At 49.1% G+C, this 16,801-nt stretch carries 15 protein-coding genes and 1 riboswitch; of the genes, 8 read left to right on the top strand and 7 right to left on the bottom strand.

Annotated elements, in window-relative coordinates:
• Positions 1 to 56: 56 nt before the first annotated feature.
• The 5 genes from IE111_RS11115 (at position 57) to IE111_RS11095 (ending at position 3,752) form a co-directional block, all read left to right on the top strand.
• Positions 57 to 488 (top strand): hypothetical protein, encoded by a 432-nt coding sequence (locus IE111_RS11115; protein WP_189608636.1) that lies wholly within the window; start codon positions 57 to 59, stop codon positions 486 to 488.
• A 1-nt stretch (position 489) separates the two neighbouring features.
• The gene (locus IE111_RS11110; RefSeq protein WP_189608635.1) at positions 490 to 930 is read left to right on the top strand and encodes a hypothetical protein; all 441 of its coding nucleotides are present in this window, start codon (positions 490 to 492) and stop codon (positions 928 to 930) included.
• 86 nt (positions 931 to 1,016) lie between these two features.
• A complete protein-coding gene (locus IE111_RS11105) occupies positions 1,017 to 1,496 on the top strand; it encodes a hypothetical protein (RefSeq protein WP_189608634.1) in 480 nt (159 codons plus the stop codon).
• A gap of 211 nt (positions 1,497 to 1,707) precedes the next feature.
• A complete protein-coding gene (locus tag IE111_RS11100; protein ID WP_189608633.1) occupies positions 1,708 to 2,592 on the top strand; it encodes a HEPN domain-containing protein in 885 nt (294 codons plus the stop codon).
• Positions 2,593 to 2,879: 287 nt separating this feature from the next.
• Positions 2,880 to 3,752: a hypothetical protein gene (locus IE111_RS11095; RefSeq protein ID WP_189608632.1), complete on the top strand. Its 873-nt coding sequence runs from the start codon at positions 2,880 to 2,882 to the stop codon at positions 3,750 to 3,752.
• Here IE111_RS11095 and IE111_RS11090 read toward each other — a convergent pair.
• The 7 genes from IE111_RS11090 to nrdA form a co-directional block, all read right to left on the bottom strand.
• Positions 3,742 to 6,237 carry a DEAD/DEAH box helicase gene (locus IE111_RS11090; RefSeq protein WP_189608631.1) on the bottom strand — a complete coding sequence of 832 codons (2,496 nt, stop codon included), beginning with the start codon at positions 6,235 to 6,237 and terminating at the stop codon, positions 3,742 to 3,744. The two genes, IE111_RS11095 and IE111_RS11090, sit on opposite strands and share 11 nt — an antisense overlap.
• Entirely contained in the window at positions 6,234 to 7,133 is a 900-nt protein-coding gene (locus IE111_RS11085; protein ID WP_189608630.1) for a HamA C-terminal domain-containing protein, read from the bottom strand. The genes IE111_RS11090 and IE111_RS11085 overlap by 4 nt, the downstream gene beginning before the upstream one ends.
• 929 nt (positions 7,134 to 8,062) lie before the next feature.
• On the bottom strand, positions 8,063 to 8,716 hold the full coding sequence (locus tag IE111_RS11080; protein WP_189608629.1) for a DCL family protein: 654 nt from the start codon (positions 8,714 to 8,716) through the stop codon (positions 8,063 to 8,065).
• A 73-nt stretch (positions 8,717 to 8,789) separates the two neighbouring features.
• Positions 8,790 to 9,566, bottom strand: a complete 777-nt coding sequence (locus tag IE111_RS11075; RefSeq protein ID WP_189608628.1) for a hypothetical protein — start codon at positions 9,564 to 9,566, stop codon at positions 8,790 to 8,792.
• Between the two features lie 431 nt (positions 9,567 to 9,997).
• On the bottom strand, positions 9,998 to 10,285 hold the full coding sequence (gene yfaE / locus IE111_RS11070) for a class I ribonucleotide reductase maintenance protein YfaE (protein WP_189608627.1): 288 nt from the start codon (positions 10,283 to 10,285) through the stop codon (positions 9,998 to 10,000).
• Positions 10,282 to 11,406: a class Ia ribonucleoside-diphosphate reductase subunit beta gene (gene nrdB, locus IE111_RS11065; RefSeq protein WP_189608626.1), complete on the bottom strand. Its 1,125-nt coding sequence runs from the start codon at positions 11,404 to 11,406 to the stop codon at positions 10,282 to 10,284. Before nrdB ends, yfaE begins: the two co-directional genes overlap by 4 nt.
• Before the next feature lie 187 nt (positions 11,407 to 11,593).
• Complete coding sequence (gene nrdA, locus IE111_RS11060; RefSeq protein WP_189608625.1) at positions 11,594 to 13,861, bottom strand: class 1a ribonucleoside-diphosphate reductase subunit alpha; 2,268 nt, start codon at positions 13,859 to 13,861, stop codon at positions 11,594 to 11,596.
• Between the two features lie 106 nt (positions 13,862 to 13,967).
• A riboswitch (cobalamin riboswitch) is annotated at positions 13,968 to 14,218 on the bottom strand.
• 146 nt (positions 14,219 to 14,364) lie between these two features.
• Between nrdA and IE111_RS11055 the strand changes: the two genes are divergently transcribed.
• The 3 genes from IE111_RS11055 (at position 14,365) to IE111_RS11045 (ending at position 16,348) form a co-directional block, all read left to right on the top strand.
• The gene (locus IE111_RS11055; RefSeq protein ID WP_189608624.1) at positions 14,365 to 15,276 is read left to right on the top strand and encodes an alpha/beta fold hydrolase; all 912 of its coding nucleotides are present in this window, start codon (positions 14,365 to 14,367) and stop codon (positions 15,274 to 15,276) included.
• Positions 15,277 to 15,291: 15 nt separating this feature from the next.
• Positions 15,292 to 15,861 (top strand): TetR/AcrR family transcriptional regulator, encoded by a 570-nt coding sequence (locus IE111_RS11050; RefSeq protein WP_189608623.1) that lies wholly within the window; start codon positions 15,292 to 15,294, stop codon positions 15,859 to 15,861.
• A 79-nt stretch (positions 15,862 to 15,940) separates the two neighbouring features.
• On the top strand, positions 15,941 to 16,348 hold the full coding sequence (locus IE111_RS11045) for a VOC family protein (protein WP_189608622.1): 408 nt from the start codon (positions 15,941 to 15,943) through the stop codon (positions 16,346 to 16,348).
• Positions 16,349 to 16,801 lie beyond the last annotated feature (453 nt).

Genomic DNA, 16,801 nt, shown 5'->3' with positions numbered 1-16,801 from the left:
GGCAGGGGATGTTGTATTTCGCATCCCCACTTCCATTTGGTTAAGGGCTGAATACGATGGCTGCTACAGATCTACAATTGAGGGTTACAGTCGGAAAGCTCATAGAGCTGGCTTACTCAACCAATGAAGGACCGACAGCGAGAATTGTAAAATCGGGCAATAATTTCAGGATCAGTGTCGATCACACCGGCAAGGCGAAACTGTCAGGTGGCGGAGAGAGCGTCTTCTTTTATGGCGAGCCTGCCATGTCCGGTCTTGGCATCAGTATCAGTAGGGTGAGCATTCTTTTCACTAACGGAGATGGCTGGAACCTAAACTACAGTGCTACATTTACTTTAGTTGGTTCATCCAGCATATCCCTCATGGGAAGTTTCAATATAGAGGAGCTGCTTCTAAGTTGTAGCGGATGGTTGTGTGAAGCAGCCAGGCTTCTGAAAGGGAGAAATGCTAAGATTGAACAGCAGCTACAACAGATAATGGGACGATAGAATGAAGCTCACGTATTGGTTTACTCTGATCTTACTGGTGGGGTGCGCAAGTACACCGCATTCCAACACCGGTTTTTACGAAACCTACAAGCAGTACCAGAGTACAGTTCAGGACGACTATGAGTCAGCAACTGAACTCATAACGGACAGGTTCATGGAGGTGTACAATAAAGAGAAACTCAAGACAGAGCCTGATCGGTTTTTCCCGTACTTAGAGCACTTTCCGACAGTCGTCATGAATGAAGAGGATGTATTCGAAAGCCAAGATGAAAGTAGTGGCTGTCTGACTGTAGTAGGTACAGACAACGAAGGAGAGCCGGCTTCGATATCGATTCAGTTTGTAAAAGCCCAAGGCCTATGGCTAATGAATGCTTTTGAGATCGGTTATTATGAGAGACGAGACTGGCTGCCGAGTGAAGTTGTGTGCCCTGAGGTTCTTTAAACGGTAGCGGGCTCAGTATGCCGACAATATGGGTGAAATCCCGGTTCTCTCCGGTTGTAACATATAAATCAGCAAGAGCTGCAGCAATGCATACGAAAACCGACAAGGTGATGAAACGGATGATCCTGCCGCTCTCGATTTTCTTGTCCGCGTGTGCAAGTACTGCTGTTGATGAGACAGGTCAAGTCTCATTGTACCAGGAGTTTCAACGGTTCGGATCGCTGATCGTCGAAGATGAGATTCTGGCTACAGAGACGATGGTCTCCGCTAAATACGTCGCGCGGATCAAAACAGCACAGAAAAACATGCCAGAAGCGTTGCGAAGTCCTTATTATCGCGATCTGGCCACCAAATTACGCACTGAATACAGTCACTATGAAGACGTTCAGAGTGGTCAAGGGTGTTTGACGATTAATGGCCTGGATGATCGGCAACGGCCTAAGTCCCTGTCGTTGTATTACGTCAGTGAGGGTGGCAGGTGGGTCATCGACTCCATAATGGTTGCACTGCACCAGAGCATAGACGACTACTACCGAGAGGCGACGTGCCCCGCTATCGATCAATGAAACACCGCTATCCGGTCTTGCCTGCGATTTCACGGGCGCCAATGTGGGGCTCCAAAGCATTTGAAAGCAACGGTTGCCGGGGTGAGCCAGTCCACAGCGTCCTGCAAGGGGACCCCATATCCCCCATCCTGTTCCGGCCGATCGTGAACACCATTAGAAAAGGCTGAAATGCACAGTTGGCGCGGTCGCTCGCCCGTAGTAAAGTAACCCGATGAAAACGAGCCTGGACCACCTGCCCGAACGCAAACAAGAGGACATCCGGACCATTGCCACCGGTCTGCGCGATGCGCTGGACGAATTCCTCGCGGGCAAGACCGGCCGACGGCTGCAATACCGCATCCTCAAGATCATCCTATTCGGCAGCCACGCCAAAGGCACCTGGGTGGAAGACCCCGACAACGGCTACGTGAGCGACTACGACATCCTCGTCATCGTGAACCAACCGGCACTGGTGGAAGAGTACGAAGTGTGGCAGACCGCCGAAGACCGGATTGAACGCAAGGTGAGCGCCGAGTTGGGGCTTATTGTGCATACCCTGGGCGAGGTGAACGAGAACCTGGCGCAGGGGCAGTTCTTCTTTCGGGACATTCGGGAGGAGGGCATAGAGCTGTTCAGTGCCGACAACCGGGAACTGGCATTGCCCGGGAAGCTGACGCCCGAGGAACGGAAGGCGATTGCGCAGAAACATTACGATCAGTGGTTTGTGAGTGCGGGTCGGTTTCTAATAACCTGCCATGATCACATGGAGCGACAGTGGATTAATGAAGCCGCCTTTGAGTTGCATCAGGCAGCAGAACGCTTTTTCAGCTGCACTCTACTGGTGTGTACGAACTACCTACCGAAAACCCATAATCTGAAGCACTTGCGGTCACTGTGCGCCCAGCAGGACCTGCGCTTTGCCAGGCTCTTCCCGCGAGACAGTAAGTTCCATCGGCGTAGCTTTCAGAGACTAAAGCGCGCCTATGTGGATGCCCGGTACTCCGAGCACTACGAGATCACGTTGGAGGAACTGGATTGGCTGAGCCGCGAAGTCGCCAAGTTGCAGGAACTGACCCAGGAAGTATGCACCACGGCATTGAATGAGTTTGCCGATTGAAGAAGCAGTTGATGAGCAAAAAGTGAATAGCTCAGTACTCATAGCTGTTGTGAGCTCCATGCAATCAAATCAGCTGTGGTGCAACTCGAAGAGCCATATGTCCGAGTACTTTGATTCGAACTTTGATATCTGCAGTTTATTCTTTATTCGTTGAATGACCTGTAATAGTTGCCGAAAACTTGATATTATTCTGCACATATGAGCTCATGTACGGAAGAGGATGAAATATATTTCTTGTTTAGTTTATCTTCCGTATTCTTCGCCAACAATAAAGCTGGGTGAATTAAATGAATCGAATAAAAAAACCAATAACAGTTCGTTTCTTTTATATCCAAGCAAAGGATCAGTACTTTGATGATTTTATATCAAATTCGCTAACATTTTTAAATAACAAGATTCGTTCTAGAATAATAAATATAAGATCCAGAAAGTATCTCATTAAGGTTGATCCCACATCAAGCATACGTGGGAATAATTATTATCCTGTGACTGTTGTGAAAGAGAGAAATACATGGCAAGTGAAGGCCTCAAGGAGTGGTGGCTTTACGGGAGTATCTGTTAACCAAGGAATTATTGGTGACCCATATTTCTTTTTCGTGATTCCTGATAGGAAGTTGCTTCTAGGTTTCACTACTGGGCCAAGCGGAAGTCTAAAGAGTGTTGGCAAAACAATGTTAGAGCAGTTTAACAACAGCCGTGTTGATAGCATTGCGCTCAATTTAATTCCGAAAGAAAAAGAATTTTCTACACTTAATGAATTACCTGAATACAGCAGCTTACATTTCAAAGTAGATTCATCGTCCATTACAGATGTATCTGAAGATGCTCCTAAATTAATTAAAGACTTAAGTTCGGCACCTTATATAGAAGGTAATATGCAGCTATCTCTTGATTTGGATTTCAACGATTCAAAAAATGAAGAGTATTCTAAAGAAAAAATAGTTGAGATAGTTAGTTACCTGTCAGATCATGAAGGTTGTACGGTGCTAAAAATAAAGGGTAAAAATAGTAAAGGTGAATCGGTAAGCCTAGACTTTGCTAATGCTTTCTACAATTATAAGACTGAAATTGAAAACAGGAAAAATTATATAGACGAAGAATCTTCTTCAGAAGTTCTTGAGACTGCCTTAACTTATTTTGTTAACAATATTAGCCAGTAATCAGATTTTTAATTTCTTTTATTGTAACTCCATGAATGGAACCCAGCTTTCCTTCATTTAACATCTTTAAGAGACTGCCAGCAGATTGAATATCAAGGCTTTTATCTAATTTATCATCAATTTCCTTTGCCGCTTCTCTAGACAGCCCAATATTGATTAAGTTTACCATTCGTTCATCACAAGCTCCTACTTCCATGAATGAGTGGAGCTTTGATGATATGATATTCTCATTTCTTTCTATTAGAACACTGGAAAGTAGATACTCATAACATCGGATAGCGTTAGAAAGTCGAAAGCGAATGTCATTGTTAATAACTTTAATTACACTCCGTACTGATCTGTTCACATCGTATTTCTCAGATTTCTCTTCATCCCAGTCGATTTGTTTAAGAATAATGTCTCTCAGGCTATGACCCTGTATCCATTTCTTTGAGATAAGCACTACATATTTTACACTATATCCATCACTTGGTATGTAGACACCATGCTCATATAATTTAGTAGTAACACTTAGTAATCTTTCAAAAAGGTCCGCTGACTTTGGATGTGGCAATATCCAGTTTTTTAAGTCCTTTTGACTCCGAATAAAAGAAAGTAAACTATCTTGCTGAATGTAACCCACGGTCGGATTTGCTTCTAGCGTCAAAGGTGCCACTTCTAAAGAGTCATTGGCAGTCTTAATAGTTAGTCTTAAATTTTCTTTATCCTCATCATTTAAAGATAATTCATTAGCAGTTAAAGTATTTTCTAAATCTCCATTAGCATATTCTTTGATAAGTTTGTTTGCGATCGTGTAAAATTTAAATTGATCTTTTTCCGTATGATCATAAAGCCCTCTTAATGCGCTAATAACTTTTGGAAGATCATTATTTAATGTTGTATAGTATGTAGGAACCTTATCTGCTACCTCAGGAACATCGTCGAAATAGTCTTTGTATTTCCATTCATCTGGTTCTATTAAAAAAACATTTCCTGAAAAATGTTGAAGCATTCGTCCAGCCCTGCCAGTAATATTCTTGATTTTGACATCCTCAATGCGCTCCCATGGTTGATACATGGCACTTTGTTGCATTGGGTTTCTAAGAAACAAGTTCTTAGCGGGCAAGTTCACCCCTTCTGCAAGGGTGCTAGTACATACGACATAGCTGATGTGATCTTCTCTTACTAGGTTTTCAATCATTACTCGGAGGCTGCTGGGTAAGGGACCATAATGAAACGCTACCCCTTTCTTCAAGTTTTGAGCCAAAGAAAAACCCGAATGAATGAATTTTTTTACATAATCAGCAGCCTCCTCAAGTAAAGGGTTTTCTATGTTATGAGAAACCAATGCGGCTATTTCATTAGCTACATTTTCACAATAGTCGGTCCGATTTTGGTAAATGATATTACTTTGCCCTTCTCCAAGCCTGTAAATAATGTTAGAAAACTTTCTTCCTTTGAATTCTTTCTTTATGATTGTCTTATTTTGACTATTGTTTCTTGTGATAATAAGTTCTCGATTCTTTGGAGTAACTGATAAAACTATTTTAGCGACAGGTGAGTGTTGGGTTATTTCTTTCGTGAATTCTATCTTAGGAAGAACCGCAGAAAATGCATTTTGATAGCTTTGAGATGGCATGCTAATTATAACTTGCGGATAATTAACTTCCATCAGTTTTTCGATAGTAAGATGTAATAAAACGCCACGACTTGAATCAGCTATGTTTTGAGCTTCATCTATAAATAAGTAGTCAAATGAAAGATCTCCAGATTGCAGTACTTCATAAAGTCGTTCCTGGGTCATTATAAAAAGCGTTCTTGGTGCAAACTCTCCTTCCTTTGGAACCGTACAAACCTCAACTTTTATATTATTGTATCCCGTCAACAAATCATAAACCTTCCCTGCCACTTCTGAAATTAGAGCTCTTGTTGGTACAATTATCGCCGCAAATGATTCATCGCTGTTGGTCACCTTTTTAATTATATAGCTAAGGATAATATGTGTTTTTCCTGCTGAAGTTGGTGCGGCTGTAATGATATCCTTTTCTAATAATAAATCTTCCCATAGAGATCTTTGAAAGTCAGTCAATAGAAAATCTAGGTCTTCTACTGTATTTAGGCTTTCTCGAAAATCAATTTGCGCTTGAGAGTAAAAACCTAATTCTGTTTGAATTTGATCGAAGCGATCAGATAATAGTTTTACATTAGGAAAGTCCCCCTCATTAATAAACAGGTTTTTAGCTATTGGGATAATATCTTTGTGCTCTTCCCCTACAACATCCAATAGCATAGATAGAATGCTTGCACCTTCCCTGCGTATTTTGTCATCTTTAGATTGATAAAAAATTTGCGCGGTACTAACTAATTTTTTGATAACAGACCTTTCTAGCGATTTACTGTTACCTGCTAAACTATGTACATAGTTTGAGAAAAGGTTACTAGATGCTAATTGATATGCATTACTTTCGAAAACTTTTTCGGATAGTTTGTCTGCAAAGTTGGTCATTTTTCTATACCAATATGGTCAATAAAATCTGAAACAAGCATTTCAATATCACTAAATGGAAGCAATAGAAGAGGTGTTTCCTCTGTTGTCATTTCACCTTCTTCCACTTTTGAATAGTAATATGATACATACTCTTGAGCTAAATTTTTGTAATCTGTTAAAAATTCTTCATTGGATTTTGGTGTCGATATCAATTTAGGTTCAGCAAACCCAATAAAGCATGGCGATTTAATTTTTTCTTCTATATCTTTGTTGTTAAAAGGATCAAGAAGTTCTAATAAGCGCTGTTCTGTCTCTTCGTCTATACCTGGAAAATCAAGATAACTATCTAATAAATCAAGTTCATCTTGATACTTGCTCTTCGCGTTCACTATTGATTGAGTTGCTTTTGTTGCGGCAGATTTAAAACTTTTAAATAATTTAGACTCCCCTAAGTATAAAATAAACCCATCGTCTGTGAATTGCCCGTGAACAGCGTCCGCTCCAAAGACTGGCATCTTTGGATTTGATTTCTGAGAGACCTTACTTAAAATTTTTGGCGCTTCAAAATAGACATCTAGCAATGTGAATATTATTAGTTCACCGAGCTCTCCGTGAGCAGTTTTTTTACTTAGCTTTCTAATTGCCTTGTTAAATAGATCTTCCTTTGATTTCTTGCTTTTCACTCCGAGCTTTTTTTCAATCTCAGTGCATGAAAAAACAAAATTATGAAGCAACTCTGTTCTTATTAGCTCAAAAAATTCCGAATAGTCTGTTTTGCCATTAGAAATAGGGAGATAAACTAGAAGCGTCTCTACCTTCTGGCCATTAGGACATGTGTGCTCGACATCTACGTTCTTTAGCAATGCTTTAATTTTGTTGGCGTTTTGCAGTTGGGTTTGTAGTTTTTTTGACATATGCTGTTGTCAGTCTTCTCTGATTCCAATTTAATAAATTGAGGTCATTTGCTTTTCTCGGTCGGATAACTTGGGCGCCCATTGTTGTAAACACTGTTTAGCTGTGGAAGCGAAGAAATAGATCGGCAGTTTTCATGGTACTCCAATTTATTTCTAGGCTCAATTGCATAACTCTGCGCTTTAATGATATGTGCAGGCGCACTTTGCATTTCAATTTCAAATTATTTTAAAGTTCGCTTGACCATATTTATAGAAAAAAACTATTCAATAAACATTTGTGCGGCGCTTTATAGTTAGATACGCTTACGAACCGAATCTTATGGAACAGAGCCGGCTTATTCCTCTCGGGAAGAATAAAAAGATCATTTATTCGTACAGACTCACTCCACTCCAGACTTAGGAAGCTATAAACTCGTTGTGTGGTTGAAATATACCAAATTCGTCTATGCCTACTGATTTGTAATGGTCATAAACAACAGCCCCACTTTTTCGGGTTTGTGGGACTTAATTGCAACTCCTGAACACCACGCTACTCGTAGACACTGCGAGGTACCCGTTCATATATTCCCCACATGCCCTCATTCGGTCCAGTACTCAAGAATACTCTATTATCAATGCTGCATATAAACCTGACTCTTTCCTCCGTGAGGTTGTTCCAGCTCGCTATAGCCCGCGTGGACTTGAACTGATCTCCCTCATCAGGGTTAGCTACGGTGTTAGCTTTGAGCCAAGTGAAAATTCGTCTCGCGTGAATTCGTTGCGTTACCTTTTCGTATGAGTACTGGACCAGCCACACCGTAAGCCCTGCAATTGCGCCGCCCGCTCCGCCTATAATTATTCCATCTACTATGGTTGCCATTCTATCGACCTCTTAAGGCTCACAATGCTGAGTAGAGAAGCTTAGTGTTAAGTCCTACTGCATACGTTCGCTAGTTTTTTATCCTACGCAAATTTGCTTCTGCGCTTAGCAATTGTAAATTTGCATTACTTTGATGATGAGAACGCCAATCTTTCAGTAATTCTTGATCTTTTATCAAACCTCTCTGATCAGTGTCATTTGGCTTAGGGTTTGTTAAGGCAACAGACTCAAAATCGATTTGACGTTCTTGCAAAAAGTTATTTAATAGGTTGTCAAATGAAGGAGGTGCATAAGAAACATGACTGTTGTCGTAAGTTAACTTCACTCCAAGAATTGGACATACAATTACCTTGTTCAAAGCGATGCTCTTGAATTCAATAATGATATCTTTTACAGCTCTACGAAATGCCATAGAGACAATAGTTTTCTGAGAAGCAGGCTGTATGCAATGAACCCAACTACAATCTGTATGTGTACCATCTAATCTGTGAATATAAAGGCAAAGGTTATTGTGAAAGTCCCTTTCTACGGTTATGTACTCGATACCTATGCCTTTCTTTTTTGAGAACTCAGAATGTAGAGTAAATAATGAAATAAAAAAATGTTCATCATCCGGCCGAAGACGTTCGCCAGATCCGTACTGATTGATTCTTTTTCGAGCTTCTTCTATGGCACTTTTCTTAGTCCTAAACTGATATGTTCCAAATGCTATTGGTTTGGCCACTTGGTTCTCCTAAAAAAATCGCTATCATGTTAGTGGTTAACGGTCGTTTTGCACCCATCACTGGAGCGACTTTTTATACATGCTTTCTACTCATGCTTTCTAGCAAACCGGGATGCATATATGTTGTTTTTTCTTTGGGGATGCTGACAAAGTCCATAGTGCTATTAATTGGTACTCCACTGAGCCGAATATTGTCCTTGAACCCATTTATGAAAGTCTCTTTCTTTGAGGAGGAAACAGATTTGAGCGGAATAATTAAGTAAAACCAAAAGCTATTTAATGCAATTAATCGGATCATGAAATTGGAGTGTTGAGGACCATTATAGCTAATTTTACAACTACGAAGTAACTCCGCATCCATGGTTCCGTCTATTTGGTTTGTATGAGTATTGAATCGTTTTGATGATGTAACAATTTGAAGTCTCAATATGACATCTGGAGTGTAACTAACGTTCCCTAATATGTACGGGACATATTTTCTTAAGGCTGCTACAGCTCTAAACCCATCAGCTGAAGCTCGCGCTGAATTGTACGATATTTTCAATAGCTCTCTGAGAAGGTAGTTGTAATTAAATTCAAACTCAGCACTATCTCCAGGCAAGAGAGGAGGGTGCATATGGCTTTCAAATAATTTCACAAAATAACCATCAATTACAGAAAGAGCGCCGTTATTACATGACTCACATACGTCCTTAACTACTAAGTCAGCCTTGAAATACCTGTCCGATTTATCATTTAATGACAGTAGGGCTTCTTCATATGTTCGGATTACGCCATTAGGAAAAATGTGCTCTCTAGTTAAGTTGTTCTGTTCACCGCAGAATGCGCAAGATCTTTTTTTGGATACCATATGGTGAGTTACCCCTGAAGCCTTTTAGCAGAGAATGTCTGCCTACATGGTGACTACCAATTGCTTAAAAACCTTCTCAAATGTCGAGAACCCCGAAATATATCTGGGGTTGCTGGTCAGAGGAACTTGGTTTTCAAGTAGTATCTTAGACCAGGTTGATTATGTTATTGAAGCTTTCTGTCCAGCGGGCTATCCAGACGTATCGGATCACCTAGGAGAAGAGAGGGTATATAGTATACACTGGTCTTAAAAAAGCCGCACCGATTTTACTTTTAACCACGCTACCGCCGGGCCGGTTACAGGGCACACCAACAGGTCGGGTTGTGGGCGATTGTTCGCCTCCTGTGTCTATGTGTAGCCTGTTTTGTGATCGGCATCAACCTCTGTGTGCTCAAAGGTGTCGTCCGTGTCCGCCCTGTGGGGATATACAGTTACCCCCGAAACTCCACCGTCACATCCACAACCACCTTACAACTGCACGCCAACACCTCATTCGCCCCGCGGAACGCCAACGGCTCCTCGGGGTACTCCACCCGCCCTTTAATCAGCGTCATCCGGCACGCGCCGCAGTACCCCTCCCGGCATTGGAAGGGGATGCGGTAGCCTTTGCGCTCCAGTTGCTGCAGCACGGTCACGCCGCGTTCGGGGAAGAGGGTGACGCGGCGGGCGTCCGTTGTGCTGTTGTCCTTTGTGTGTGGGGGGCGGGTGGTTTCGGTCACAGCTCGAAGTCTTCCAGGGCGCCGGTGTCCACCTCACTTTGGATGGCGCCCACCAGGTAGGTGGTAATCTCGGTTTCCTGCGGGGCCACTTGCACGCTGTCGCTTTGCAGCCAGGCGTCCATCCACGGCAGGGGGTTTTTGGGTTGGCCGAACAGAGGTTCGAAGCCGAGCGCGGTGAGGCGCTGGTCGGTGATGTGGTCCACGTACTGGCCGAGGATGTCGGTGTTCAGGCCGATCATGGAGCCGTCTTTGAACAGGTAGGCGGCCCAGTCTTTTTCCTGGCGGGCGGCTTCCCGGAATATCTCGACCACGGTGTCGCGTTCTTCGCGCGCAATCTCGGCCATTTCCGGGTCGTCCTGGCCCTGGGCCATCAGGTTGAGCATGTGCTGGGTGCCGGTCAGGTGCAGAGCTTCGTCGCGGGCGATCAGGCGGATGATCTTGGCATTACCTTCCATTTTCGAGCGCTCGGCGAAGGCGAAGCTGCAGGCGAAGCTGACGTAGAAGCGGATGGCTTCGAGCACGTTGACGGAGACCATGGTGCGGTACAGCAGGCGTTTCAGGCGGCGCAGGGCGATGCGGCCTTCATCTCCGTTTTGCCATTCGGCCGATTGGGTCTGGAAGTGCTGGGTGGCTTCAATCAGTTCGTCGTAGTAGCGGGTCACCGAGGTGGCACGCTCGACGATGGCCGGGTTGGTGACGATGTCGTCGAACACGGCGCCCGGTTCGGTCAGCACGTTGCGCATGATGTGGGTGTAGGAGCGCGAGTGAATGGTCTCGCTGAACGCCCAGGTCTCGATCCAGGTTTCCAGTTCGGGCAGGGAGACTATGGGCAGCAGGGCGACGTTGGGGGAACGGCCTTGCACGCTGTCGAGCAGGGTTTGGTATTTGAGGTTGCTCAGGAAGATGTGTTGCTCGTGGTCGGGTAGGGCGATGAAGTCTTTGCGGTCGCGGGAGAGGTCGACTTCTTCCGGGCGCCAGAAGAAGGAGAGTTGTTTTTCGATCAGTTTTTCGAAGATGGGGTATTTTTGTTGGTCGTAGCGGGCGACGTTGACGGTTTCGCCGAAGAACATGGGTTGGGTGAAGGTGTTGAAGTCGCGTTGGTTGAAGGTCTGGTAGCTCATGGCGTTTCCGGTGTCTTGGTTGAATGATGGCGGATAACGCTGTCGCTCTTCCGCCCTACAGTAGCACCACAATAGTGTTTGTCGTTTGGTGTCGTGGTTTGGTAGTGGCGGATGTCGCTGTCGCTCTTCCGCCCTACGGGGTACCGCAATACGTCATTTGTATTGCGGGTTGGGTATTTGCCAGCCTTTAGATTTTGCAGGCGCCGCTGGCGCAGTCGTCTTCGTTCATGTCTTCGCCGGCGCCGTCTCGGGTGTTGTGGTAGTAGAGGGTTTTTACGCCGAGTTTGTAGGCGGTGAGCAGGTCGGAGATCAGTTGTTGCATGGGTACTTTGCCGCCTTCGAACCGGGTCGGGTCGTAGTGGGTGTTGGCGGAGATGGCCTGGTCGACGAATTTCTGCATCACGCCCACGAGGTTCAGGTAGCCGGTGTTGTCGGCTTGTTGCCACAGCAGTTCGTACTGGTCTTTCAGTTCGGTGATGTTGGGCACAACCTGTTTCAGGACGCCGTCTTTGGAGGTTTTCACGCTCACCAGGCTGCGCGGCGGTTCAATGCCGTTGGTGGCGTTGGCGATTTGCGATGAGGTCTCCGAGGGCATTAGCGCGGTCAGTGTGGAGTTGCGCAGGCCGTCACGCTGGATGGACTCGCGCAGGCTGTCCCAGTCGAGCTGCAGTTCGGTGGTGCAGATCTTGTCGAGGTCTTTTTTGTAGTGGTCGATCGGCAGTTGGCCGCTGGCGTATTGTGTCTCGTTGAAGCCGGGGCAGGCGCCGAATTCGCGCGCCAGTTCGTTGGAGGCCTTGAGCAGGTAGTACTGCATGGCTTCGAACGCCTGGTGGGTCAGGTCGACGGCGGAATTGTCGGAATAGCGCACGCCGTGCTTGGCGAGGTAGTAGGCGTAGTTGATGACGCCGATGCCCAGGGTGCGGCGTTTCATGGAGCCGATTTCGGCGGCTTTCACCGGGTAGTCCTGGTAGTCGAGCAGGCTGTCGAGCGCGCGGACAATCAGTTCGGCCAGCGGTTCCAGTTCGTCCAGGTTGTCGATGGCGCCGAGGTTGAACGCGGCCAGGGTGCACAGGGCGATCTCGCCGTTCTCGTCGTTGATGTCGTTCAACGGCTTGGTCGGCAGAGTAATCTCCATGCACAGGTTGCTCTGGCGCACCGGGGCCTGTTTCGGGTCGAAGGCGCCGTGGGTGTTGCAGTGGTCGACATTCTGAATGTAGATGCGGCCGGTGGAGGCGCGCTCCTGCAACAGGATGGAGAACAGTTCCACGGCCGGGATCTGCTGCTTGCGAATGTCGTCGCGCTGTTCGTACTCGGCGTAGAGCTGTTCGAAGCGTTCCTGGTCGTCGAAGAAGGCGTCGTACAGGTCCGGCACGTCGGACGGGCTGAACAAGGTGATGTGCTGGTTCTTGATCAGCCGGGTGTACATCAGGCGGTTCAGCTGCACGCCGTAGTCGAGTTGGCGCACGCGGTTGTCTTCGGTGCCGCGGTTGTTTTTCAGCACCATCAGGCTTTCCACTTCCAGGTGCCACAGCGGGTAGAAGAGGGTGGCCGCGCCGCCGCGCACGCCGCCCTGGGAGCAGCACTTCACGGCGGACTGGAAGTGTTTGTAGAAGGGGATGCAGCCGGTGTGGAAGGCCGCGCCGCCCCGAATCGGCGAGCCGATGGCGCGAATGCGGCCGGCGTTGACGCCGATGCCGGCGCGCTGGCTCACGTAGCGGACGATGGCGGCGGAGGTGGCGTTGATCGAATCCAGGCTGTCGTCGCTCTCGATCAGCACGCAGGAGCTGAACTGGCGCGTCGGCGTGCGCACGCCGGACATCACCGGCGTCGGCAGCGAGAGCTTGAAGGTGGAGACGGCTTCATAAAACCGCTGGATGAAATCGAGCCGGGTCTCGCGCGGGTAGTTCGAGAACAAACTCGCGGCGATCAGGATGTACAAAAACTGGGGGGACTCGTAAATCTCGCCGCTCACCCGGTTTTGCACCAGGTATTTGCCTTCGAGCTGTTTTACAGCCGCGTAGCTGAAGTTCAGGTCCCGCTCGTGGCGCAGGAAGCCTTCCATCGCCTCATAGTCGGCTTCGGAATAGTCGGTGAACAGGTGGCTGTCGTAGCGGCCGGCTTCCACCATCATCTCGACGTGGTCGCGCAGTCTGGGCGGCTCGAATTGGCCGTAGGCGCGTTTGCGCAGGTGGAAAATGGCCAGGCGTGCGGCCAGGTATTGGTAGTCCGGGGTGTCTTGGTCAATCAGGTCCGCCGCGGCCTTGATCAGGGTTTCGTGGATGTCGCTGGTGCTGATGCCGTCGTGGAACTGGAGCTGGGCCTTGAGTTCCACCTGGGAGACGGACACCGAGTCGAGCCCTTCGGCCGCCCAGTTGAGAACTTTGTGGATCTTGTCGAGGTTCAGTGGTTCCGAGTGCCCGCCGCGCTTGGCCACTGCGATGGTCGATGTGTTCACGTGCGCTTCCTCCGCCGAGCAAGGAGCGGAGCAAAAACACAGGTAAGCGCGGGCCGTTGCCTTGGCCGCAGGCTACCCGCACAGGTCACCCCGCCCGTTGCGAAAAGTATGTGGGTGCTTTCTGGCAGGTCTCCTGGCTTGTCGTGGAGCCGGCTCTTATCAGGAGCATCGGCCCGGCCCGTGTCCCTTCCCGGATGCGACGATCCAGTGGGTACGTACACGGTGGCACGACTTACAGTTGCGGGGGCAGCTTCGGACTGGGTTCGTGGCAAAAACCATCACAAACCGCACCGAATTCCCTTTTAAGACCGACACCGATATGTTAGGCGCCGGTTCACCAAAAGCCCACATATGGTGGTCGAACGAGGTTTGTCTGTCAATATATAGTTTTTCCCGGTCGAGACAGTGGGGAAACCCATCACAAAGTGACTTTTGGCTATTTTCTATTCAAGTTAGCTGATAGACTATAGGTATTAGTTAAATGGCTAATAGAGGTAGCTTCCATGATATTCCCGTCCGGCTCCCGCCACTGGGTTGTTTATTGTCTGCTGCCCATCCTGATCGCCGCCTGGCAAGTTGCCCGGGCTTCCACCGAGGAGGACATCACCGTGAATCGACTGACCACCACCCAAGGTACCATCGCCTACGAACTACAGGGTTCCGGTCCCCTGGTCCTGCTGCTGCCGGGCTTGGGGGATCTGCGCCAGAGTTACCGCTTTCTTGCGCCGAAACTGGCGGAGGCGGGCTACCGGGTCGCGAGTGTCGATCTGCCGGGCCATGGGGATTCCGGCACCGACTGGCCGGACTATCAAACCGCCACCGTGGCCGAGGGTATGCTGGCGTTGCTGGATGAACTCGGGGCCGAATCGGCCACGGTCGTGGGCAACTCCTTCAGTGCGGGCGTGGCGACCTGGATGGCGACCGAACGGCCGGAGCGGGTGAACCGCATCGTGATGATCGGCCCCTTCGTGCGGGACTATGGCAAGCCCCCGTTGATGATGCGCATGACCATGGGCGTGCTGTTCAATGGCCCCTGGAAGGTGCGGTCCTGGGCCTGGTACCACAGCACCCTGTTCACCGGCGCGACACCGGCGGACTACGAAGCCTATCAGCGGGATTTGAAAGCGAACCTGTCCGAACCGGGGCGCTTTCAGGCGGTGAAGGCGATGATCGACCGCAACGACGCGGCCGTGGAGCGCCGGTTGGATCAGGTGAAACAGCCGTCGCTGGTGATCATGGGCAGTAAAGACCCGGACTACGACGATGCCAAGGCCGAAGCGGAGTGGATCAGCCAGCGTCTGAACGGCGAGATGGCCATGATCGACGGGGCGGGGCATTATCCGCAGGCGGAGCGGCCGGAGGAGACCTTTGCTATCCTGCGCGACTTTCTGAACACCGCCGACCGTGCCGATTGAATTGTAGGAGACGCTATGCCCAGCCCCGGTTTGACGATAGACAAGGTGGTCGACGCCGCTCTGGACCTGATGCGCGAGGAGGGCGACAAGGCCCTGTCGATGAGCGCTCTGGCCCGACGGCTGGGGGTAAAACCCCCGTCGCTCTACAACCACGTCAAGGGCGTGGACGACCTGAAGCGCGCCATGCGCCTGAGTGGACTGCGGACCCTGCACCAGCATCTGCAGGCGGCCGTGGTCGGCTGGTCCGGTCCGGATGCACTCTGGGCCGCAGGTCAAGCCTACCGCACCTTCGCCCGCGAACACCCGGCGCTGTACAGCCTGACACTGGCCGCCACCGAAGAGGCCGATGAGGAATTGCAGGCGGCCGGCCAGCAACTGCTGACCACTCTGATGGCCATGTTGAGAGGCTATCGCCTCGAAGGCGACGCCGCCCTGCACGCGATCCGCTGCCTGCGCAGCGCCCTGCACGGTTTCGTCTCGCTGGAAATCGGCGGTGGCTTCGCCATGCCGCTGGACCTGGACGAGAGTTTCGACCGGCTGCTGCGCATGCTGGATCAGAGTTTCCGGGCTGAAGGGAGTAACTAAAGAGCGGCTGAAGGACGTGGCGACGGCTCCGGGCACGAACTAGACTGAGGTCCCACCGGGCCATAAAGGAGCCTGCGCCATGAACAACCTGATGCCGTACCTATTCTTCAACGGTCAGTGCAAAGCCGCACTGGACTTTTACGCCCACGCAATGGGCGGTGAAATCACGGCGTTGAGTACCTTCGCCGAAATGCCGGGCGAGACCCCGCCGGGGACGGAAGATCGCATCATGCACGCTACGTTCAAAGCCGGGGATATTGCGTTTATGGCCAGTGACAGCATGCCTGACCAGGATATCCCGCGCAGTGGTCCGGTGGCGTTGAGTCTGGATTTTACCGATGCCGATGAGCAGGCTGCTGTGTTTCATGAGCTGGCCGAAGGCGGGGAGATCACCATGGCGCTTCAGGATACGTTTTGGGGGGCAAGGTTCGGGATGGTGACGGATAAATTTGGGATTCAGTGGATGTTGAGTTTGAGTAAGGAGTGAGGGTGGCACACGGCCCCCGGTGTAGGGCAGAAGAGCGACAGCGACATCTGCCGGGGGAATTCATTGAGCCGGTGGATAGTCCATTGGCTCCATATTTTACCCACGGCAGATATCGGCGAAGCCTCTTCTGCCCTACGTTGGACAGAATACTTTGCCGGTGGTGTACCCATTGGCACGGACCCCCCGTAGGGCAGAAGAGCCCGAAGGGCGTGGGTAGAATGCCGTGCCGGTGGTTTGGCCATTGGCACGGTCCATCCCCGTAGGGCAGAAGAGCGACAGCGACATCTGCCGGGGGAAATCATTGAGCCGGTGGATAATCCATTGGCACAATAATCTACCCACGGCAGATATCGGCAAAGCCTCTTCTGCCCTACGGGGTCAGGGCGTGTGCCTGTGGTTTGTCCATTGGCACGATCCCCGAGTAGGGCAGAAGAGCGACAGCGACATCTGCCG

It is taken from the genome of Saccharospirillum salsuginis, from assembly GCF_014651855.1.
In the GTDB taxonomy this organism is placed as follows: Bacteria; Pseudomonadota; Gammaproteobacteria; order Pseudomonadales; family Natronospirillaceae; genus Saccharospirillum; species Saccharospirillum salsuginis.
The sequence above is the reverse complement of the archived record's forward strand: the minus strand, read 5'-3'. Positions and strand labels throughout refer to the sequence as shown.

Excerpts from the sequence above, each read along its gene's own strand:
- IE111_RS11095 (WP_189608632.1), top strand. The coding sequence starts at position 2,880 with ATGAATCGAATAAAAAAACCAATAACAGTTCGTTTCTTTTATATCCAA.
- nrdB (WP_189608626.1), bottom strand. The coding sequence starts at position 11,406 with ATGAGCTACCAGACCTTCAACCAACGCGACTTCAACACCTTCACCCAA.
- IE111_RS11045 (WP_189608622.1), top strand. The coding sequence starts at position 15,941 with ATGAACAACCTGATGCCGTACCTATTCTTCAACGGTCAGTGCAAAGCC.
- IE111_RS11105 (WP_189608634.1), top strand. The coding sequence starts at position 1,017 with ATGCATACGAAAACCGACAAGGTGATGAAACGGATGATCCTGCCGCTC.
- IE111_RS11085 (WP_189608630.1), bottom strand. The coding sequence starts at position 7,133 with ATGTCAAAAAAACTACAAACCCAACTGCAAAACGCCAACAAAATTAAA.
- IE111_RS11075 (WP_189608628.1), bottom strand. The coding sequence starts at position 9,566 with ATGGTATCCAAAAAAAGATCTTGCGCATTCTGCGGTGAACAGAACAAC.
- IE111_RS11050 (WP_189608623.1), top strand. The coding sequence starts at position 15,292 with ATGCCCAGCCCCGGTTTGACGATAGACAAGGTGGTCGACGCCGCTCTG.
- IE111_RS11115 (WP_189608636.1), top strand. The coding sequence starts at position 57 with ATGGCTGCTACAGATCTACAATTGAGGGTTACAGTCGGAAAGCTCATA.
- IE111_RS11100 (WP_189608633.1), top strand. The coding sequence starts at position 1,708 with ATGAAAACGAGCCTGGACCACCTGCCCGAACGCAAACAAGAGGACATC.
- IE111_RS11055 (WP_189608624.1), top strand. The coding sequence starts at position 14,365 with ATGATATTCCCGTCCGGCTCCCGCCACTGGGTTGTTTATTGTCTGCTG.
- IE111_RS11090 (WP_189608631.1), bottom strand. The coding sequence starts at position 6,237 with ATGACCAACTTTGCAGACAAACTATCCGAAAAAGTTTTCGAAAGTAAT.
- IE111_RS11110 (WP_189608635.1), top strand. The coding sequence starts at position 490 with ATGAAGCTCACGTATTGGTTTACTCTGATCTTACTGGTGGGGTGCGCA.